The organism is Microbacterium laevaniformans, from assembly GCF_016907555.1.
Taxonomy (GTDB): domain Bacteria; phylum Actinomycetota; class Actinomycetes; order Actinomycetales; family Microbacteriaceae; genus Microbacterium; species Microbacterium laevaniformans.
On sequence record NZ_JAFBCE010000001.1, the window covers coordinates 193129 to 211925 of the forward strand.

At 70.1% G+C, this 18797-nt stretch carries 18 protein-coding genes, 1 tRNA gene and 1 pseudogene; 14 read left to right on the forward strand and 6 right to left on the reverse strand.

Translation table 11 applies throughout. The features are described from left to right. Positions 1–15: 15 nt before the first annotated feature. The gene (locus JOE53_RS00820) at positions 16–720 is read left to right on the forward strand and encodes a DUF899 domain-containing protein (protein WP_204946471.1); all 705 of its coding nucleotides are present in this window, start codon (positions 16–18) and stop codon (positions 718–720) included. Here the strand turns inward: JOE53_RS00820 and JOE53_RS00825 are convergent. Beyond that, on the reverse strand, positions 690–2087 hold the full coding sequence (locus JOE53_RS00825; protein WP_061682770.1) for an MFS transporter: 1398 nt from the start codon (positions 2085–2087) through the stop codon (positions 690–692). The two genes, JOE53_RS00820 and JOE53_RS00825, sit on opposite strands and share 31 nt — an antisense overlap. A gap of 123 nt (positions 2088–2210) precedes the next feature. Here JOE53_RS00825 and JOE53_RS00830 point away from each other — a divergent pair. The 3 genes from JOE53_RS00830 (at position 2211) to JOE53_RS00840 (ending at position 3613) form a co-directional block, all read left to right on the forward strand. After that, positions 2211–2301: transfer RNA gene (locus tag JOE53_RS00830), tRNA-Ser, on the forward strand. 405 nt (positions 2302–2706) lie between these two features. After that, positions 2707–3126 (forward strand): SRPBCC family protein, encoded by a 420-nt coding sequence (locus JOE53_RS00835; protein WP_204946472.1) that lies wholly within the window; start codon positions 2707–2709, stop codon positions 3124–3126. Positions 3127–3169: 43 nt separating this feature from the next. After that, positions 3170–3613 (forward strand): MarR family winged helix-turn-helix transcriptional regulator, encoded by a 444-nt coding sequence (locus JOE53_RS00840; protein ID WP_036287062.1) that lies wholly within the window; start codon positions 3170–3172, stop codon positions 3611–3613. An 18-nt stretch (positions 3614–3631) separates the two neighbouring features. Here the strand turns inward: JOE53_RS00840 and JOE53_RS00845 are convergent, their stop codons facing one another. From JOE53_RS00845 to JOE53_RS00855, 3 genes are all read right to left on the reverse strand, one after another. Next, positions 3632–5203 (reverse strand): amino acid permease, encoded by a 1572-nt coding sequence (locus JOE53_RS00845; RefSeq protein ID WP_204946473.1) that lies wholly within the window; start codon positions 5201–5203, stop codon positions 3632–3634. Positions 5204–5377: 174 nt separating this feature from the next. Beyond that, on the reverse strand, positions 5378–6268 hold the full coding sequence (locus JOE53_RS00850; RefSeq protein ID WP_204946474.1) for an aldo/keto reductase: 891 nt from the start codon (positions 6266–6268) through the stop codon (positions 5378–5380). 101 nt (positions 6269–6369) lie between these two features. After that, on the reverse strand, positions 6370–7548 hold the full coding sequence (locus JOE53_RS00855) for a sensor histidine kinase (protein WP_204946475.1): 1179 nt from the start codon (positions 7546–7548) through the stop codon (positions 6370–6372). Positions 7549–7620: 72 nt separating this feature from the next. Here JOE53_RS00855 and JOE53_RS00860 point away from each other — a divergent pair, with 72 nt between their 5' ends. The 3 genes from JOE53_RS00860 (at position 7621) to JOE53_RS00870 (ending at position 10146) form a co-directional block, all read left to right on the forward strand. Further along, a complete protein-coding gene (locus JOE53_RS00860; RefSeq protein ID WP_204946476.1) occupies positions 7621–8160 on the forward strand; it encodes a YaeQ family protein in 540 nt (179 codons plus the stop codon). A 225-nt stretch (positions 8161–8385) separates the two neighbouring features. Then, entirely contained in the window at positions 8386–9096 is a 711-nt protein-coding gene (locus JOE53_RS00865) for a VIT1/CCC1 transporter family protein (RefSeq protein WP_005050633.1), read from the forward strand. A 39-nt stretch (positions 9097–9135) separates the two neighbouring features. After that, positions 9136–10146, forward strand: coding sequence for a tocopherol cyclase family protein (locus tag JOE53_RS00870; protein WP_204946477.1), 1011 nt, complete (start codon positions 9136–9138; stop codon positions 10144–10146). Positions 10147–10259: 113 nt separating this feature from the next. Here the strand turns inward: JOE53_RS00870 and JOE53_RS00875 are convergent, their stop codons facing one another. After that, entirely contained in the window at positions 10260–11270 is a 1011-nt protein-coding gene (locus JOE53_RS00875) for an NADP-dependent oxidoreductase (protein WP_204946478.1), read from the reverse strand. 51 nt (positions 11271–11321) lie between these two features. Further along, positions 11322–11708: a DUF1304 domain-containing protein gene (locus JOE53_RS00880; protein WP_005050629.1), complete on the reverse strand. Its 387-nt coding sequence runs from the start codon at positions 11706–11708 to the stop codon at positions 11322–11324. Between the two features lie 76 nt (positions 11709–11784). On the opposite strand from JOE53_RS00880, the gene JOE53_RS00885 reads away from it, so the two are divergent. The 7 genes and pseudogenes from JOE53_RS00885 (at position 11785) to JOE53_RS00915 (ending at position 18580) form a co-directional block, all read left to right on the forward strand. After that, positions 11785–12378, forward strand: coding sequence for a TetR/AcrR family transcriptional regulator (locus JOE53_RS00885; RefSeq protein ID WP_005050627.1), 594 nt, complete (start codon positions 11785–11787; stop codon positions 12376–12378). A gap of 207 nt (positions 12379–12585) precedes the next feature. After that, on the forward strand, positions 12586–14136 hold the full coding sequence (locus tag JOE53_RS00890; protein ID WP_039416430.1) for an APC family permease: 1551 nt from the start codon (positions 12586–12588) through the stop codon (positions 14134–14136). A 47-nt stretch (positions 14137–14183) separates the two neighbouring features. Next, entirely contained in the window at positions 14184–15410 is a 1227-nt protein-coding gene (locus JOE53_RS00895; RefSeq protein WP_204946479.1) for a saccharopine dehydrogenase family protein, read from the forward strand. A gap of 25 nt (positions 15411–15435) precedes the next feature. Next, on the forward strand, positions 15436–16131 hold the full coding sequence (locus JOE53_RS00900) for an SDR family oxidoreductase (RefSeq protein ID WP_204946480.1): 696 nt from the start codon (positions 15436–15438) through the stop codon (positions 16129–16131). Beyond that, positions 16128–16619, forward strand: a complete 492-nt coding sequence (locus tag JOE53_RS00905) for a hypothetical protein (RefSeq protein ID WP_061683079.1) — start codon at positions 16128–16130, stop codon at positions 16617–16619. The genes JOE53_RS00900 and JOE53_RS00905 overlap by 4 nt, the downstream gene beginning before the upstream one ends. A gap of 113 nt (positions 16620–16732) precedes the next feature. Then, positions 16733–17149, forward strand: a pseudogene (locus JOE53_RS00910) (xylose isomerase); the annotation flags it as partial. Between the two features lie 132 nt (positions 17150–17281). Beyond that, the gene (locus JOE53_RS00915) at positions 17282–18580 is read left to right on the forward strand and encodes a xylulokinase (protein WP_204946481.1); all 1299 of its coding nucleotides are present in this window, start codon (positions 17282–17284) and stop codon (positions 18578–18580) included. Positions 18581–18797 lie beyond the last annotated feature (217 nt).

The following is an 18797-nucleotide window of genomic DNA, read 5'->3' on the forward strand; positions in this document are numbered from 1 at the left end:
GCGAACGATGGCCGCATGACGGAAGATGCCCCTGCGCTGCCCCCGGTGGTCGATCTCGAGACGTGGCGACGCGAGTTGGCCGCTCTGCGCGTGCGCGAGAAGGCGGCCACGCGCGAGCTCGACGCGATCGCGGCCCAGCGGCGGCGCCTGCCGATGGTCGAGCTGCCCGCCTACGTTCTCGAGGGTCCCGACGGTCCCGTGCGGCTCGTCGACCTCTTCGGCGACAGGCGGCAGTTGATCGTCTACAGCCACATGTGGACGGACGGGAAGCAGTGGCAGTGTCCGGGCTGTACGGGTTGGACGGCCCAGTTCACGCGGCTGGAGTTCCTCGACGACTACGACGCGCGGTTCGTCATCGTGACGCAGGGACCCATCGATGAGGCGCTCGCCTACAAGGAGCGGGTCGGCAATCGCATGGACTGGTATTCGACGGCGCACAGTCCGTTCGGGGTCGACATGGGGGCGCCGCCGGACGCGGGGTTCGCGGTCAACGTGTTCCTGCGCGACGGCGAGAAGGTGTACCGCACGTGGCACACCGACGGGCGCGGCACCGAGCAACTCGGGCACCTCCACGGCCTCGTCGATGTGCTGCCTTACGGGCGCCAGGAGGCGTGGGAGGATTCGCCGCCAGGGTGGCCGCAGCATCCGACGTACGAGGGCGGCATCGGGTCGGCCGGCATTGCAGCGCTCTACGGGCCGGGAGGATCCGCGGCCGGCTGAGCCCGCCCGGCGGAGGTCGGGTTGCGGATGCCGCCGAGCGCGACGAGGCCGCCGACGACGAGGAGCGCGGCCGTCGTGATCGCCGCGCGGTGGAAGCCCGCGAGATCGAGGGTTCCGCCCGTGATGACCGCAAGCGCGGCGATCGGGAGGAGCCCCGCGACGCGGGCGACGGCGTTGTTGACGGCCGAGGCGATGCCGGAGCGGTGCGGGTCGGTTGCGCCGAGGATCGTGGACGTCAGCGGCGACACCGTGAGCGCGAGTCCCAGACCGAACACGATCATCCCCGGCAGCACCTGCCACCAGTAGTCGAAGTCATCGGCGACGAGAAGCAGGAGCAGGGCGCCGCCGGCCATGATCAGCGGGCCTGCGGTCATGAACAGCCGGGGTCCCCACCGTCCGACCAGAGCGCCGATGCGTGCGCTCAGGGCGATCATGAGCAGTGTCGTCGGCAGGCTCGCGAGTCCGGCGAGGGTGGCGCTGAGGCCCGCGCCCTGTTGCAGATAGATCGCGAGCACGAAGCCGTTGAGCGACAGGGCGGCATAGATGAAGAGAGTCGAGAGGTTGCCGGCGGAGAAGTTGCGGCTGCGGAAGAGGTCGAGGGGCAGGATCGGATCGGGAACGTGACGCTGGCGCCACACGAACCCGGCGAGCAGGACGAGGCCGGCGAGCCCCGGCATCCAGATCGCCGGGGACCCCCAGCCGAGGTTCGGCTGCTCGATGAGGGCGAAGACGGCCGCGCCGAGGCCGAGGGTGCACATGATCGCCCCGAGCACATCGACGTGGGCGCCGGCGCGGCGCTCGTCGCGGTGGGTGAGTCGGGTGAGCAGCCACAGGGCGACGACGATGGGAAGGAGGTTGATCCCGAACGCCCATCGCCACGAGGAGTTGTCGACGATCAGTCCGCCCACCAGGGGGCCCACGATCATGGCCGCGGTGGTGGATGCCGTCCAGATGCCGATCGCGCGGGAGCGCAGCGGTTCGTGCATCGTGGCGGTGATGAGGGCGAGCGAGCTCGGGACGAGGAATGCCCCCGCCGCGCCCTGCACCGCGCGCGCCGCGACGAGCAGCTCGGGGGAGGGGGACAGGGCGACGGCGACCGAGGCGATGCCGAAGCCGATGAGGCCGATGCGCAGCACGAGGATGCGGCCGAAAGCATCGCTCACGGCGCCCGCGACGAGGATGAGCGCGCCGAGGGTGACCAGATACGCGTCGACCGTCCACTGCTGCGTGGACAGGCCGCCGCCCAGGTCGCGGGCGATGGCCGGCAGGGCGACGTTGACGATCGTGCCGTCGAGAAAAGCGACGAAGGATCCCAGGATGGCGATCAGGAGCACGAGCCGCTGCTGCGGTGTCATCGGCGGCGCCATCACCGGTGCTTACCCATGCCCCTCACGCTAGGCGGCCCCGGCGACATCGTGAAGGCGGTGGGCAGGGCCGCCCTCGCTGCAGCCGGTTCGCGGCATCCCGCGGAGTGTCGTAAGCTAGTCGGCGGTGACGTGTCCGAGCGGCCGAAGGTGCAACTCTCGAAAAGTTGTGTAGGGTAACCCCCTACCGTGGGTTCAAATCCCACCGTCACCGCCATCACGAAGGCCCCGACTCCCGCGAAATCGCGCGGATGTCGGGGCCTTCGTCGTCGGTGCTTTCGCTGCCGGTCAGCCGCCATAGCGGACGTAGAAGGAGCCGGGGCCGCAGGTATAGGTCGCGGGCCCACGGTGTGCACGCCTTCTCCGAGGCGAGCGCAGGTCTGCCCGGCATCCACCAGGGTGGCGCCGAGCATGAACACGATCACCAGCGTCACGGCGACGCCGACGCCTGCGATGACGACGCCCGCGAGCGCGAGTCCGTTGCGGTCGTGGCGAGGGGTCTGTCAGCGGGGATCGACATGAGGTGACCATATCGGCGCCGGTGCTCGTTGATCACGAGCACCGGGCAGGCCCGAATGTCACGGCACTTGACATCCGCATAGTAAGCGCGCATATTAAATCCATGATCGAACTCGCTGCCGCCGTCCGCACCTCCTCCGCTGCTCCCGCAGACTACTTCGCGCGATGGATCGACCACGCGTCATGGCCGGAGTGGTCGCCCGACACCGAGTGGGTGCGTGTGGAGGGCCCCGTGCGCGCCGGCACACGGGGCGTATTGAAGCCGGTGGGCGGCCCGAAGACCCGGTTCACGATCTCCGAGTGCGAGCAGGACCGCGTGTACACCGACGTCAGCAGCGTGCCGGGGGCACGCCTCACGTTCCGACACACGGTCGAGTCCGCGCCCAATGGGTCCACGCTCACCGTCCGCGTGTGGATGACCGGTCCCCTCGCGCGGGTGTGGGCGCGGACGGCCTTCAAGGGGTTCTCGGGCTCGGTCCCGGAGGATCTCGATCGTCTCATCGCACTCGTCGAGACCCCGTGACAGAGTGGTTCTCGGTGCCGATCGAGGAGACGAAGAACGACGCATGACAGCGGGGTTGAACACGCGATTCGAGTCCGACGATGCCAGCCCGGGCTTCATGCTCTGGCGCGTGACCAATCGTTGGCAGGCCGTGATGCGCCGGACGCTCGCACCCTTCGACCTGACGCACGTGCAATTCGTGCTGCTCGCCGCCCTCACTTGGCGAGCCGACCCCGAGGGGATGACCCAGGTCGACCTCGCCCAGACCGTGCGCACCGACCCGATGATGGTCTCGCAGGTGCTCCGCGCGCTGGAAGCAAAGGGGCTCGTCGAACGGCGCGTCGACCCCGCTGACGCCAGGGCGCGGCGCGTGCTGGCCACCGCTGCAGGGGCCGACAAAGCACGCACAGCTAACGCCGCGGTCGAGGCGGCCGACGAGGAGTTCTTCGGCCCACGTTCGGCCGCGCCGATGTCGCTCCTCGAGCACCTCTCGCATCTGGATCGCTGATCAGTAACGACAACTCGATCAACGGCGCCGCTTGGCCGCCTCTGTCGCCTGGCGCTCGGCGATCACCGGGTAGGTGCCCGTGTAGCCCTCCCGTGCCGCGACGGCGACCTGGATCTTGCCGCGGGCTCCGAACCAGCCGACGATGAGCGCCGGGATCAGCACGATGAGCGACGCCAGCACCCACCTGCCGGTCTCGGAGAAGCCCATCGTGACGAGCACGAAGACGAGGAACGCGAGCGTGAGATATGACGTGAACGGCGCCCCGAACAGGCGGAAGGACGGACGCTGGAGCCTGCCCTCCTTGGCCCACTTCACGAGCTTGAGCTGGCAGAGGATGATGGTCGCCCAGCCGCCGATGATGCCGAGAGCTGATACCTCGAGCACGATCTCGAACGCCTGCGAGGGCCACAGTGCGTTGATGCCGACGCCCGCGAGGGTGATGACGGCCGTCAGCAGGATGCCGCCGTAGGGCACCCCGTTCCTGCTCATCTTCGCGGTGAAGGCGGGCGCCGAGCCGTTCACCGACATCGAGCGGAGAATGCGGCCCGTGGAGTACAGGCCCGCGTTGAGGCTCGACAGTGCGGCGGTCAGCACGACGAAGTTCATCACCGAACCCGCGATCGCACCGGTCTCGGGGGAGCCGATGTGCGAGAAGAACGTCACGAACGGCGACTGTCCGGCCTCGTAGGTGCTGAACGGCAGCAGGAGAGACAGCAACAGGATCGACCCGACGTAGAAGATCGCGATGCGGAAGACGACCGTGTTGATCGCCTTCGGCATGACCTTCTCCGGGTGGGCGGTCTCGCCCGCGGCGGTGCCGACGAGCTCGATCGCGGCGTAGGCGAAGACGACGCCGGAGATCGCCAGGAGCGGCGCGACGAAGCCCATCGGGAAGATCCCGCCGTTGTCGGCGATGACGCTGAAGCCCGTGGCTCCGACATCGGTCGCACCGTTGAAGATCAGGAAGCAGGTGCCGACGATCAAGAAGATCACGAGCGCGGCGACCTTGATGAGCGCGAACCAGAACTCCATCTCGCCGAACAGCTTGACACTCACGAGGTTGAGCGAGAGCACGACCACCAGGGCGATCAAGGCGATCGTCCACTGCGGCACCTGCTGCAACGGCTGCCAGTACTGTGCCCAGAACTTCACGTACAGGGCCGCCGCGGTGACGTCCACGATGGAGGTCATGGCCCAGTTGAGGAAGTACATCCACCCCGCGCCGTACGCGAGCTTCTCGCCGTAGAACTCGCGGGCGTACGAGACGAAGGAGCCGGACGAGGGGCGGTGCAGCACCAGCTCGCCGAGCGCGCGCAGGATGAGGAAGGCGAAGAACCCGCACACGGCGTAGACGAGGATCAGCGAGGGGCCGCTGGAGGCGAGGCGGCCGCCGGCGCCCATGAACAGACCCGTTCCGATCGCGCCGCCGATGGCGATCATCTGAATCTGTCGTGGGCGCAGCGTCTTGTGGTACCCGGCGTCCTCGCTGGAGAAGTCTTGCGCGGCCTCGGTGCGATCTCCCGTCAGCTCGCGCGCGTTCTCGCGGGCGTCCTCGGGATCCATGCGCGAGAGCGCCTCGTTGTCCGTCATCCCGCAATCATGGAGGCGGCGTATTTCGCCCGTGTGGCACGTGCGCACGCGTGTCGTGAAAAATCAGCCGATGGTCGGGGGCGTTTCGACTCACGACTGTGCCGCCCGCTCAACGATCGGCTGGGGACGGCGGCTCCCGGTCGTTGAGCGAGCGCAGCGAGTCGAGACGCGGCGTCAGAGCTCGAGGCCGACCGCGGCGGAGCAGCGCGCCAGCTCGTCCGCGTCGAGCACGAGATCGGCGGCGCGTGCGGAGTCGGTGATGGATGCCGCGCGTCGCGCCCCCGGAATCGGCACGACGCGAGGGCTCAGGGAGAGCTCCCACGCGAGCACGACCTGCTGCGCGCTCACCCCGTGCGCCTCGCCGATCTCGCGGAAGACGCCGAAGCGTTCGCCCACCGTGCGTCCTGCCCCGCCGGTACCGCCGAGCGGGCTCCACGGCAGGAAGGCGATGCCGTGCGCGTCGCAGTACCGCAGTTCGCCGAAGCTGCCCGGATACCGCGGCGAGAACTGGTTCTGCACACTCACGAGGTTGCCCGCGCCGAGCACCTGCTCGGCGATCGCGATCTCCTCGACGCTCGCATTGGAGATGCCCAGTGCCCGCACGAGACCTTCGTCCTGCAAGATCTTCAGGTTCTGCATGATCTCGCCGTACACCATCCACCGGTCGGGGCGGTGGTACTGGTAGAAGTCGATGACCTCGACACCGAGGTTCTCCATCGAGCGCTGCACCGCCGAGCGCAGGTAGCCGAGCGATCCGTCGCGGCCGAAGTCCTTCTCGGCGGTGCGCGTGATGCCGCCCTTCGTTCCGACCAGGATGCCGCTCGTGTCGCCGTCCCACGAAGCGAGCGCGTCACGCACGATGCGCTCGTTGTGACCCATCTGATCCCACGAGGGCGCGTAGATGTCGGCGGTGTCGATGAAGGTGACCCCGGCATCCAGCGCGGCGTGCACCGTCCCGATCGCATCGGCGCGGTCGGGCAGCTCGTTGTCGTTGTTCATCGAGACCGGCATGGCGCCCAGCCCGACCGCGGAGACGGTGAACGGTCCGATCGTGCGCTGCTGCATGGGGTTCCTTCCGGTCGGTCGTACGACGACGTACGCGCTCCACTCTGCCGCATGCCTGCGACCCCGGGGCCGCCCGGACGATCCGGACGGTCCGGAGGCGGTCAGTCCGAGGGGAGGCTCACCCGCAGGCGTGCGCCCCCGAGCGCCGCGTCCTCGATGCCGATGCGCCCGCCGTGGGCCTGCACGATGCGCCGGGAGGTGGCAAGGCCCAGCCCGAGTCCGGGCACGTCGGCGGCGTCGCCGCGCTCCATGATGTCGAACACGCGGTCGCGCAGCGGCGCCGCCACACCCGGACCGTTGTCGTCGACGGTGATCGCCCACCCCGTCGGCCCGTGCTGCGCGTCGAGCTCGACGACGGGCGCGACACCGGCGGATGCCGCGAACTTGAGGGCGTTGGCGAGGAGGTTCTGCAGCAGCACCGCGATCAGTGCCGGGTCGCAGACGATGGCGTCGTCGGGATCGATGCGCACGGTGATGCGGGCATCGAACGCGGCGACGGCTCGTTCGAGGTCGGCGATCACGCCCTCCACGATCGGTCCCAGCGCGACGCGTTCGCGGTGGGCCTCGGCGCCGCCCACCCGTGCATAGGCGAGCAGCTCGGTGATCATGACGTTCATCCGCGCCGCCGCGGCATCCGCCCGACGTAGCGCGTGGGTCGCGCGCGACCCGTCGCCGTCGTCCACGCCGTCCAGGGCGAGATCGATCTGGCCCATGAGAGCCGTGAGCGGGTTGCGCAGATCGTGGCTGATCTGACCGGCGAAGTGCGCGAGTTGATCGTTGGAGCGCTCCAGCTCGTGCGTCAGCCGGCGCAGTTCCAGCACCTCCACGGTGTGCCCGGCCAGCAGATCCAGGGCGGAGCTCTGCTCCGCGGTGAGAGTGCCGGCATGCTCGTCGAAGACGCAGAGCGTTCCGATCGCGACGCCCGCCGGAGTGATGAGCGGGCTGGAGGCGTAGAAGCGCACGCGGCCGCGTACGCCGGTCACGAAGGGGTTCTCGGCGAAGCGCTCGTCGATGCTCGCGTCGGTGACGAACACGTGCCGGGCGTCAGGGAGCACGACGGCGCACATCGAGTCCTCGCGCGTGCAGGTGCCCGGCTCGATCCCGACGGTCGCGACCGCATACTGGTAGCGGTCGTCGATGATGTTCACCGCGGCGCCGCCGGCGTGGCACAGCGTCCTCGCGAGCCGAGCCAGGCCTTCGAGGTTCGGCTCCGCCGGTGCGCCGACGATGCGGTAGTCGGCGATCGCCTCGAGACGGGCAGCGGTGTCGGTGATCGGCATACGCGTTCTCTCCTGTCGGCTGTGACCAGGATAACGGCGGGCTCCGCCGTGGCGGGCACCTAGGCTGGACCCATGGCGACCGGCGCAGTGATGCACACCTTCGACGTCCAGGTGGCCGACATCGACCGCGGCGTGTACGAAGAACTGTCGCTGCGGATGGCGCAGCATCCGTCCGAGACGGGCGCGTTCATGGTGACGCGCCTGCTCGCCTACTGCCTCGAGTACGCGGACGGCATCGCGTTCACCGAGGGTGTTTCGGCCACCGACGAACCCGCCGTTCTCGCGCGGGACGTGACCGGGGCGATCACGGCATGGATCGAAGTCGGGGCTCCCGACGCCGACCGATTGCACCGCGGCAGCAAGCTCGCCGAGCGCACCGTCGTCTACAGTCACCGCGACCCGGCCAAGCTGCTGCCCCTGTGGGCGGGCAAGAAGATCCACCGCGCCGACGACATCGTGCTGCGAACGTTCGATGCCGGATTCGTGGATGCCGCCGCCGACGCCGTCGAGCGGCGCAACGCCGTCACCCTCTCCGTGACGGAGGCCCAGCTCTACCTCGACGTCAACGGGACGAGCCTGTCGTCGGCGCTGCACGAGCACGCACTGGCCTGACGCGCCGCACCGCGCACCTCCGCAGGATCGTGCGTACTCCGCATCCATCGCCGCTGAGCGGTGCGGAGTTCGTCGCTTTCTGCGGAGTTCGTGACCGCGGTGTCGGCGTTCCGGCTCGCTGCGCGCGCTCGATGACCGGCGGGCGCGCGGGGATGCGGGGTTTGCTTAGGCTTGCCTTGGTGGCGCCGCCCGCGGCGGTCGGCATACGGTGACGGGATGACCGAGATGGAATCCTCGCACCCCGACGAGCCGCACCGCGGCGGCGTCGCGCAGCGGCTCAACTGGCTGCGCGCCGGAGTGTTGGGCGCGAACGACGGCATCGTCTCCACGGCGGCGGTCGTCGTCGGCGTGGCCGGCGCGACGGCCGAGGTCATGCCGGTTCTGCTCGCCGGGTCGGCCGCCCTCGTCGGCGGGGCGATCTCCATGGCGCTGGGGGAGTACGTGTCGGTCTCCAGCCAGCGCGACAGCGAGCACGCGCTCATCGAGAAGGAGCGCAAAGAACTCGCCGACGATCCGGAGGCCGAGTTCGTCGAACTGGTCGGTCTCTACCGCGAGCAGGGACTCAGCGAGGAGACGGCCACGCGCGTCGCGACCGAGCTGACCGCGCGCGACGCGCTCGCCGCGCACCTGTCGGCCGAGCTGAACATCGAGCAGGACGACGTGGTGAGTCCGTGGCACGCCGCGTTCGCCTCGGCCGTCGCCTTCTTCGTGGGCGCTCTTCTTCCGATGGCGACGATCCTCCTCCTGCCGCATCCGGCGCGCCTCGTCTGGACGTTCGTGTCCGTGCTGCTCGCCCTCGCCGTCACCGGCTACCTCGCCGCCTGGCTGGGCGGCGCCAACCGCGGCCGCGCCATCATGCGGACGGTCATCGGCGGCGCGCTCGCGCTGGGTGCCACCTTCCTCGTCGGCACCCTCTTCGGCACCGCCGTCGGCTGACCCACCGCGTCGGCGTGCGCCCGGCGTAGGGTGAGCCGCATGCGGACTCCGATGGCGTATCTGCGCGGGGCCCGGCATCCCGAGGCTTTCCACGGCCGCGGCGCCGGGCGGCCGTACTTCGAGGGCTGGTACGTCAAGCTCGTCTCCGCCGACCGCGCGCATCGGTGGGCCGTGATCCCGGGAGTGTTCCGCGGCGATGGCCGCGGCGACATGCCGGCAGACGAGGCGTTCGTCCAGGTGCTCGACGGCGTCGGGGGTCGGGCGTGGTACCACCGCTTCGACCTCGAGGAGTTCGCGGCATCCGACCGGCGGTTCGAGGTGCGCGTGGGCGCAAACACCTTCGATTCCGAAGGAGTGACCCTCGATCTGCCCCAGCTGCGGGGGCGCATCTCGTACGCCACACCCCTGCAGCCGTGGCCGGTGACGTTTCGCGAGCCGGGAATCATGGGCTGGTACGGGCTCGTGCCGTTCATGGAGTGCTTCCACGGCGTCGTGTCGTTCGGGCACGACCTCACCGGCACGCTGCAGGTCGAGGGCGAGCAGGTCGCGTTCGACGGCGGGCGCGGCTACATCGAGAAGGACTGGGGTCAGGCGTTTCCCGCGGGGTACGTCTGGCTTGCGTCGAACCACATCGACCCGGTCGGCGGCGGTGCGACGGACGCCTCACTCGTGGCATCCGTCGCCATCATCCCGTGGCTGCGGGGCTCGTTCCGCGGCTCGATCGTGGGACTTCGCCACGGCGGTCGTCTGCACCGCTGGACCACCTACAACCGGTCCCGGGAGCGCAGCCTCACCATCGACGACGACCGCGTGGGGTGGAGCATGGAGGGTCCCGACGGGCGGCTCGAACTCGAGGCCGAGCGCGTGCGCGGGGGCCTGCTGCACGCGCCGCTGCGCACCGCGATGCACCAGCGCGTGGAAGAGACGCTCGATGCCCGCGTGATCATCCGGCACACGGATGCCGCGGGGCGCGTGCTCCTGGAGGGCGTCGGCGCGTGCGCGGGGCTGGAGGTCTTCGGCGACACCGCGCGCCTGCTCGCCCTGCGCTGACCCGCCCCTCTGCGGCCTCACACGCGGATCGGGGTCGCATTCCGTCGTAACCAGCCTCAGCTGGCGACGCAACGCGACCCCGATTCTGCGGGTCTGCCCGGGTGGGCGGGCGATCAGATGCGCACGAGCATCTTTCCCGTGTTGGCGCCGCGCATCATGGACAGGAAGGCGTCGACGGTGTTCTCGATGCCGTCGACGATCGTCTCGTCGTAGACGATGCCGCCCTCGGCGAACCAGCCCGACATCTTCTGCTGGAACTCGGGGGCCAGGTGCAGGTACGCGGCGAGCGTGAAGCCCCGCATCGTGAGGGCGCGCGTGATCATGTTCGACATGTTGTCGGGACCGGGCCGGCGCTCGGTGCTGTTGTAGCCGGTGATGGCGCCACACAGAGCTGCTCGTCCGCCGTCGTTGAAGGCGTCGAGCGCCGCCTCGAGGTGGTCGCCGCCGACGTTGTCGAAGAACACGTCGATGCCGTCGGGCGCGGCCTCCGCGAGAAGTGTGCGCACATCTCCGGACTTGTAGTTGAAAGCGGCGTCATAGCCGTACTTCTCGGTCAGGAGGGCGACTTTCTCCGGAGTTCCGGCCGAGCCGATGACCCGACCAGCGCCCAGGCGCTTGGCGATCTGGCCCACGGCGGTGCCGACGGCGCCGGCGGCGCCGGAGACGAACACGGTGTCGCCGGGCTTCAGGTGCGCGATGGCGGTGAGTCCGACGTAGGCGGTGAGACCGGTCATGCCGAGGATGTGCAGGTTCAGTGAGAGCGGCACGCCGGGGATCTCCGGGATGGTGCGGAAGGTCGCGGCATCCGCCTGGACCACGTCCGACCAGCCGTGCTGGTGCAGCACGACGGTGCCCACCGGAAGGTCGTCGGATGCCGAGGCCACCACACGCCCGACCGCGCCGCCGGTGATGGTCTCGCCGAGGGCGTAGGGGGCGACGTAGCTGCGGGTGTCGTTCATGCGGCCGCGCATGTAGGGGTCGACGGAGACGAACTCGTTGCGCACGCGCACCTCGCCGGCCGGCGGAGCGCCGTAGGTGACCGTCGCGACGTGGAAGTCATCGCGGGTGGGCCACCCGACGGGGCGGGCGGCGAGCTGGATCTGAGTGCTGGTGGCGTCTGTCATTCGTTCTCCTTGTGGGATGGAGTGAGGTCGGGGGCGCGCGACGACGGTGCGTCAGATCAGCAGGCCGATCGCGAGGGCGACGATGCCGAGCGCGGGGAGGGTGCCCTGCTTGAGCGCGGCGGCGGCCTTGTCGGGGCTGGAGAGCAGCAGCACGAGCGCCGCGGCGGTCATCGAGCCGGTGCCGGCGAAGACGAGGGCCGCACCCGCCGCGGTGGCGCCGGTGGCGAAGAGGACGACGCCGATGGCGACCAGCACGGCGAGGAACAGGTTGTAGAAGCCCTGGTTGAAGGCCATCTCGCGCGTGGCCTGAGCTTCTTCGGCGCTGGTGCCGAACGTGGCACGGGCGCGCGGCGTGGTCCAGGCGATGGACTCGAGCCAGAAGATGAACACGTGTAGGAGTGCCGCGAGGGAGGCGAGCACGAGACCGACGACGACCATGGGGGATCTTCCTGTTTCTGAACTGACTGGTTCAATATATACTGAAACGGTCGTTTTAGAAATCGGGGTGGATGTCATGGCGAGAACTCGGGAGTTCGATCGCGGCGCCGTCGTGCGCGCCGCCCGCCAGTTCTTCTGGGAGCACGGGTACGAGGACGCCTCGATCGCGGGGCTCGAGGCGGCGACCGGGCTCAACCGCTCCAGCATCTACAACGCATTCGACTCCAAGCGCGGCCTGTTCGACGAGGCGGTGCAGAGCTACCTCGACGAGGTCGTGCGTCCGCGACTCGCCCCGCTCGAGGCGGAGACCGTCGAGGCCGGGGCGCTCCGCGCGTACCTCAGCGGCCTCGCCGACGCCTTCGCCCGTGTCGGCTCGATGCCCGCCGCGCACGGCTGCCTGCTCATCAACGCCGCCGGAGCGCCCGTCGCGCGCGACTCCGACGTCGCGCACGTGATCGACGACTACCGTGCCGAGCTGCGGACCGCGATCGGCCGCGGCGTCGATGTCGCGGTGCCCGCGGCATCCGCCGCGCGCCGTGCGCGCCTCGCCGACGCCGTCACGGGGCTCGTCGTCGCGGCGTTCGCTCTCGTCCGCCCGTCGGCTCCCGAAGCGATACGCAGTCTCGAGACCGCCGCCGCCCTGGTGGATGCCGAGGGCGCCGCCGACTGAGGGTGTCGGCGTTTCGACTCGCTGCGCTCGCTCAACGACCGGGGGCGGGGGTGCCGGCGGGCGGGGTGATGTACGCGGTGGCGGAGGGGGCGCCACAGATTCGCCCTCGCGTCGTGCGCGCGTGCGCATCGTGTCGTTCTAGTCTTCCCTCACCGCGTCACTGGGGACGACGGTGCACCCATGACGTTGCGAGGGCGGAGAAGAGCGATGAGCGACTTCGGCAGCACCACACCGATTCATCTGGAACGCGGCGACGGCAAGGGCCTCGCCGCCGGCACCCTGGGGCTGTGGGGGTCGACCGTCATCGGCCTGGCGTCGACGGCCCCCGTCTACTCCCTGGTCGCGACGCTCGGCTTCGTCGTCCTCGCCGTGGGGGCGCAGGCGCCGATCGCCTTCATCATCGCGTTCGTCCCGATGCTGTTCACGGCGTTCGCGTATCGCGAGCTGAACAACAAGATCCCCGACTGCGGCACGACCTTCACGTGGGGGACGAAGGCCTTCGGGCCGTGGGTGGGCTGGATGGGCGGCTGGGGCGTCGCGATCGCGGGCATGGTCGTGCTCGCCAACCTCGCGCAGATCGGCTCGATCTACTTCTGGGCGCTGTTCGGCATGGAACTCGAGAACAACGACTGGCGCATCATCCTCGTGGCCGTGCTGTTCATCGCATCGATGACGTGGGTGAGCTGGCGCGGTGTCGAGATCGGCGAGCGCATCCAGAACGTGCTGCTCGGCGTGCAGTACCTGGCCCTCGCGATCTTCGTCGTCGCGGCGCTCTGGGAGTTCTTCGCGGGCAACGCCCCCGCTCCCACCCCCTTCGACTGGAACTGGCTGAATCCGTTCGCGTTCACCGACTACCACGGTTTCACCGAGGCCGTGCTGCTCGCCCTGTTCATCTACTGGGGCTGGGACTCGTGCCTCGCCCTCAACGAGGAGACCAAGGACCCCAAGCGCATCCCGGGGCGCGCGGCGCTGCTGACCACCGTCATCCTGCTGTTCACCTACGTTTCGGTCACGATCGCCGCCATGATGTACGCCGGGCTCGGCGAGGACGGGCCGGGTCTGGCCAACCCCGACAACGCCGACGACTTCTTCCTCGCGATCAAGGACGGCCTGCTCGGCCCGTGGGGCTGGCTGCTCGTGGTCGCCGTGCTGATCTCGGCCGTGTCCTCGACGCAGACGACCATCCTGCCCACCGCGCGCGGCACGCTCGCGATGGGCGTCTACCGCGCACTGCCCGCGCGGTTCAAGGACGTGCACCCGGTGTACAAGACGCCGTCGTTCTCGACGATCGTCGGCGGCACCGTGGCCATCTGCTACTACCTCGGCATGACGCTGATCAGCGACAACATCCTGCAGGACTCGATCTCCTCGCTCGGCCTCGCGATCGCGTTCTACTACGCCATCACCGGCTACGCCTGCGTCTGGTACTTCCGCCGTGACCTGCGCAACTCGACGCGTGAGCTGTGGGTGAAGGGCATCTTCCCTCTGCTCGGGGCCCTGATGCTGACCTTCGCCTTCGTGCAGTCCGCCATCGATATGTTCGACGTGAACTACGGCAACACGGTGCTGCTCGGCATCGGCGGCACCTTCGTCGTGGGCATCGGAGCGCTGCTCGTCGGCGTCGTGCTGATGTTCGTCTGGTACCTCTTCCCGCGCTCGAAGCCGTTCTTCCAGGGGCGCTCTCTGAACCGCGAGACCCCGGTGCTCGTTCCCGAGGAGCCCGGCGACATCATCCGCTCCATCGACGGCGGCATCTGACGACCGCGCCTGTCGGCATCCCCTTCCTCTCAACGACAAGGAATCTCATGCGTATCCTCATCGTCGGCGCCGGAGGCGTCGGCTCGGCCGCCGTCCGCATCGCCGTCCGCCGCGACTTCTTCGAGAAGCTCGTCGTCGCCGACTACGACCCGGCGCGCCCGCAGGCGCTCGTCGACGAGGTCGCCGACCCGCGGGTGGAGGCGGCGCAGGTCGACGCCTCGCGCGCCGATGCGGTGGCGGGGCTCATCGAGGCGCACGGCATCACCCACGTGCTCAACGCGGTCGACCCGCGCTTCGTCATGCCGATCTTCGACGGTGCGCTGGCCGCCGGAGCGACCTACCTCGACATGGCGATGAGCCTCTCCACGCCCCACCCGGAGCAGCCGCACGCGCTGCCGGGCGTCAAGCTCGGCGACGAGCAGTTCGCCAAGGACAGCCAGTGGAAGGATGCCGGTCGGCTCGCCCTCGTCGGCATCGGGGTCGAGCCGGGGCTGTCGGACGTCTTCGCCCGCTATGCCGAAGATCACCTGTTCAGCGAGATCGACGAGCTCGGCGTGCGCGACGGAGCGAACCTCGTGGTGGCCGGCTACGACTTCGCACCGTCGTTCTCGATCTGGACGACGATCGAGGAGTGCCTCAACCCGCCTGTCATCTACGAGAAGGACCGCGGCTGGTACACGACGGAGCCGTTCAGCGAGCCCGAGGTGTTCGACTTTCCGGGCGGGATCGGTCCGGTGGAATGCGTCAACGTCGAGCACGAGGAGGTGCTGCTCATGCCGCGCTGGACGAAGGCGAAGCGCGTGACGTTCAAGTACGGCCTCGGCGACGAGTTCATCGGCGTGCTGAAGACCCTCCACAAGCTCGGCCTGGACAGCACCGCGAAGGTCAACGTCAAGGGCGTGGAGGTTTCGCCGCGCGACGTGGTCGCCGCGTGCCTTCCCGACCCCGCGACCATCGGCGACAAGATGAGCGGCAAGACGTGCGCCGGCGTGTGGGTGACGGGCACGGGCATCGACGGCCGGCCGCGCTCGACGTACCTGTACCACGTGGCCGACAACGAGGAGACGATGCGCGAGTACGGTTCGCAGGCGGTCGTCTGGCAGACCGCCATCAACCCGGTCATCGCGCTCGAGCTGCTCGCCACGAGGGTGTGGACCGGTACCGGCGTGCTCGGCCCCGAGGCCTTCGACGCGAAGCCGTTCCTCGACCTGCTCGCCGCGCCCGCGCCCGCCGGCTACGGATCGCCGTGGGGGATGGAGGACAGGGCGGTCTGAACCACCGCGGTGCGAGGATGGTCAGATGACCACCCACGTGATCACCGGAGCGGGCTCCGGCATCGGAAACCTCATCGCCGAGCGGCTCGCGACGCGCGGCGACCGCCTCGTGCTCGTCGTGCGCGATGCCGCCCGTGCCGACGATCTGGCGCACGCGTTCCCGGGCAGCGTCACGGTGGTCGCCGACCTCACGCGCCCGGGCGTGCTCGCCGACGCGGTGCAGGATGCCGACGGCATCCCCGACCGGATCGACAGCGTCATCCACGCCGCGGGCATCGTCGAACTCGGCCGCGTGGGCGATCTGCCGGTATCGGCGTGGGAGAGCCAGCTGGCCGTGAACCTGACCGCGCCCGCCGAGCTGACCCGGCTGCTGCTGCCGCGGGTGCGCGCTGCCCGTGGCCAGGTGGTGTTCGTCAATTCGGGCGCGGGTCTCACCGCGCATCCGCAGTGGGCGGCGTACGCGGCATCCAAGCACGGGCTCAAGGCCCTCGCCGACGCCCTCCGCGGCGAGGAGGCCGAGCACGGCGTGCGCGTGACGAGCGTGTATCCCGGGCGCACCGCCACCCCCATGCAGGCGCAGGTCCACGCGCAGGAGGGGGCGGACTACGACCCCGACCGGTGGATCGACCCGGCGTCGGTCGTCACGGCCGTGCTCACGGCGCTCGATCTTCCGCGTGACGCGGTCATCAGCGATCTGACCGTCCGACCCGGCCCGCGATGACCGACGAGGTCGCCGCCGGCGCCGACCTGCTCGACACCGTGCTCTCCGACGCCCGCCGTCGTCTGGCGGGATCGCCGCGCGAACGTCTGGGTGACTGGGCCCACAGCCGGCGGCTGCTGGGCTTCGGCCGCGCTCCGCGGATCGTGCCGGTCGGCGAGGCGTGGCACGTCGGCGTGCTTCTCATCGCGGATGCCGAGGTCTATGCCACCGGCGAGATCCTCCGCGCCCGCGCCGAGGCGGTCCGCGGCTACACGGCGGAGGCGCAGCGCGCCCGTTCGGAGCGTGCGGCCGCGGCGGCGCGCGGCGGGTTCGCCGACGGCGAGGTGCTGCACCTGGGTGCGACGCAGATCGACCTCGACGCCGTGCGCCGGGGTGAGCGCTCCGGGCCGTTGGTGCTCGTCGACGGCATCCCGCTGGTGACGTGGACGGCGGCCGGCGTGCGTCGGCCGCTGGCCGACTACCTCGACGACCAGCTCTCGCTGCGCTGACGCGGCTGCGCTGCCGCACGGTGCGCCGCTGGTTCTCGCCCGTCGCGGCGCGCTCGGTGCCGCGGGTCCATATTTGTTGTCATGTGAAACATATTGGTGCGAGGATGGGAGGCGTGTTCGGCCACGGCGACCTGCACAATGCGTTCGCGCTGGTCGACCTGCTCGAAAACGGGGGTCCGAACGGCGGCCCGGCCTACGAGGGACCGCGCCACTTCGACTACAAGCCCTCGCGCACCGAGGACGAGATCGGCGTCTGGGACTCGGCATCCGCCAACATGCGCACGTACCTGCTGCTGAAGGAGCGCGCGGCCGCTTTCCGCGCCGATCCGGAGGTGCAGGAGGCACTCGCCGCTGCGCGCGTGGCTGAGCTCGCTCAGCCGACGTTCGCCGAGGGCGAGAGCTACGACGACTTCGTGGCCGACCGCTCCGCCTACGAGGACTTCGACGCCGACGCCTACCTCGGTGGCAAGGGCTTCGGTTTCGTCCGCCTGCAGCAGCTGGCCACCGAGCACCTGCTCGGCGCCCGCTGACCCCGGCATCCGCCCGACCGCCCCGCCCGCGAGACACCACGTCCGCACCGAGACACCCGCCGCACGCCGGTGTCTCGGTGCGGATCCGGTGTCTGGGCGGGTGGTGGCGGTCCACCGAGAGAGGATGCCGACATGGCACTCGTCATGGGCGTCGACTCGTCGACGCAGTCCTGCAAGGTCGTGATCGTCGATGCGGAGACGGGAGCCGTGGTCCGTTCGGGGCGCGCGGCGCACCCCGACGGCACGAGCGTCGATCCCGAGGCGTGGTGGGTCGCGCTGCAGGAGGCGATCGCGGATGCCGGGGGCATCGCCGACGTCGCCGCCTGGGCGATCGGCGGCCAGCAGCACGGCATGGTCGCGCTCGATGCGCGCGGCGCGGTCGTGTGCGACGCGCTGCTGTGGAACGACACCCGCTCGGCGGCCGCCGCCGCCGACCTCGTCGCCGAGTTCGGCGCCGAGGCACTGGCCACGCGCACGGGTCTCGTGCCCGTGGCATCCTTCACGATCACCAAGCTGCGATGGCTGCGTGACGTCGAGCCCGACAACGCCGCGGCCGTCGCCGCCGTCGCGCTACCGCACGACTGGCTGACCTGGCGTCTGCGCGGGTTCGGGCCCGTGGCTGAGGGCACCGCGGCGTTCGACGAGCTGATCACCGACCGTTCCGACGCCTCCGGCACGGGCTACTGGAACCCCGCGACAGGCGCCTACGATCGCGATCTGCTCGTCGCCGCGCTCGGTCACGACGCCGCCCTGCCGCGGGTGCTCGGCCCGGACGAGTGGGTGTCGGATGCCGCGGGCCGTCGGGTCAGCCCCGGCGCGGGCGACAACGCGGCCGCCGCCCTGGGCGTCGGTGCCGACGTCGGCGACGTCGTCGTCTCGATCGGCACGAGCGGCACGGTGTTCGCGGTCAGTGCGGAGCGCACGATCGACCCCACCGGCACCGTAGCGGGCTTCGCGGATGCCGACGGCCACTTCCTCCCGCTGGTGGCGACGCTCAACGCCGCACGCGTGCTGGACGTGACCGCCCGGCTGCTCGCCGTCGACCACGGGGAGCTCAGCCGGCTCGCGCTGACCGCTGCATCCGGCGCCGGGGGGCTGTGCCTGCTGCCCTACTTCGAGGGGGAGCGCACGCCCAACCTGCCGGACGCCACCGCGGAGCTGACGGGCATGACGCTCGCCTCCACGACGCGCGAGAATTTCGCCCGCGCGGCGGTGGAGGGCATGCTGCGAGGACTCGCGGCCGGCCTGGATGCCATCCGCGGGCTCGGTGTGCCGATCGAACGGGCGCTGCTGGTCGGCGGCGGCGCGCAGTCCGAGGCGGTGCGGCGCATCGCCCCCGACGTCCTCGGCGTGCCGGTGGACGTGCCCGCGGTGGGCGAGTACGTCGCGCTCGGGGCCGCCCGTCAAGCCGTCCGCCTCTTCTCCGCCTGACGGCATCCCGCACCGCCGGCGTCCTGCAGCCAGCGAGAAACCATCCCCGCCGCGAGACATCACGTCTGCACGTGTTTCTCGCTCCGAGGCTGGTTTCTCGCGGGATGCCGCGGCGTATAGCAACTCCGCGCGCCCGCGTCCAGACCCACCGTGCCACACCCCGACGAGTGGGTCCGAGGCCTAGGCTGAACTCGTCACGGGATGGTCTCGTCACGGT

Coding starts and splice junctions, on each gene's coding strand:
- JOE53_RS00820 (WP_204946471.1), top strand. CDS start 16: ATGACGGAAGATGCCCCTGCGCTGCCCCCGGTGGTCGATCTCGAGACG.
- JOE53_RS00825 (WP_061682770.1), bottom strand. CDS start 2,087: ATGGCGCCGCCGATGACACCGCAGCAGCGGCTCGTGCTCCTGATCGCC.
- JOE53_RS00835 (WP_204946472.1), top strand. CDS start 2,707: ATGATCGAACTCGCTGCCGCCGTCCGCACCTCCTCCGCTGCTCCCGCA.
- JOE53_RS00840 (WP_036287062.1), top strand. CDS start 3,170: ATGACAGCGGGGTTGAACACGCGATTCGAGTCCGACGATGCCAGCCCG.
- JOE53_RS00845 (WP_204946473.1), bottom strand. CDS start 5,203: ATGACGGACAACGAGGCGCTCTCGCGCATGGATCCCGAGGACGCCCGC.
- JOE53_RS00850 (WP_204946474.1), bottom strand. CDS start 6,268: ATGCAGCAGCGCACGATCGGACCGTTCACCGTCTCCGCGGTCGGGCTG.
- JOE53_RS00855 (WP_204946475.1), bottom strand. CDS start 7,548: ATGCCGATCACCGACACCGCTGCCCGTCTCGAGGCGATCGCCGACTAC.
- JOE53_RS00860 (WP_204946476.1), top strand. CDS start 7,621: ATGGCGACCGGCGCAGTGATGCACACCTTCGACGTCCAGGTGGCCGAC.
- JOE53_RS00865 (WP_005050633.1), top strand. CDS start 8,386: ATGGAATCCTCGCACCCCGACGAGCCGCACCGCGGCGGCGTCGCGCAG.
- JOE53_RS00870 (WP_204946477.1), top strand. CDS start 9,136: ATGCGGACTCCGATGGCGTATCTGCGCGGGGCCCGGCATCCCGAGGCT.
- JOE53_RS00875 (WP_204946478.1), bottom strand. CDS start 11,270: ATGACAGACGCCACCAGCACTCAGATCCAGCTCGCCGCCCGCCCCGTC.
- JOE53_RS00880 (WP_005050629.1), bottom strand. CDS start 11,708: ATGGTCGTCGTCGGTCTCGTGCTCGCCTCCCTCGCGGCACTCCTACAC.
- JOE53_RS00885 (WP_005050627.1), top strand. CDS start 11,785: ATGGCGAGAACTCGGGAGTTCGATCGCGGCGCCGTCGTGCGCGCCGCC.
- JOE53_RS00890 (WP_039416430.1), top strand. CDS start 12,586: ATGAGCGACTTCGGCAGCACCACACCGATTCATCTGGAACGCGGCGAC.
- JOE53_RS00895 (WP_204946479.1), top strand. CDS start 14,184: ATGCGTATCCTCATCGTCGGCGCCGGAGGCGTCGGCTCGGCCGCCGTC.
- JOE53_RS00900 (WP_204946480.1), top strand. CDS start 15,436: ATGACCACCCACGTGATCACCGGAGCGGGCTCCGGCATCGGAAACCTC.
- JOE53_RS00905 (WP_061683079.1), top strand. CDS start 16,128: ATGACCGACGAGGTCGCCGCCGGCGCCGACCTGCTCGACACCGTGCTC.
- JOE53_RS00915 (WP_204946481.1), top strand. CDS start 17,282: ATGGCACTCGTCATGGGCGTCGACTCGTCGACGCAGTCCTGCAAGGTC.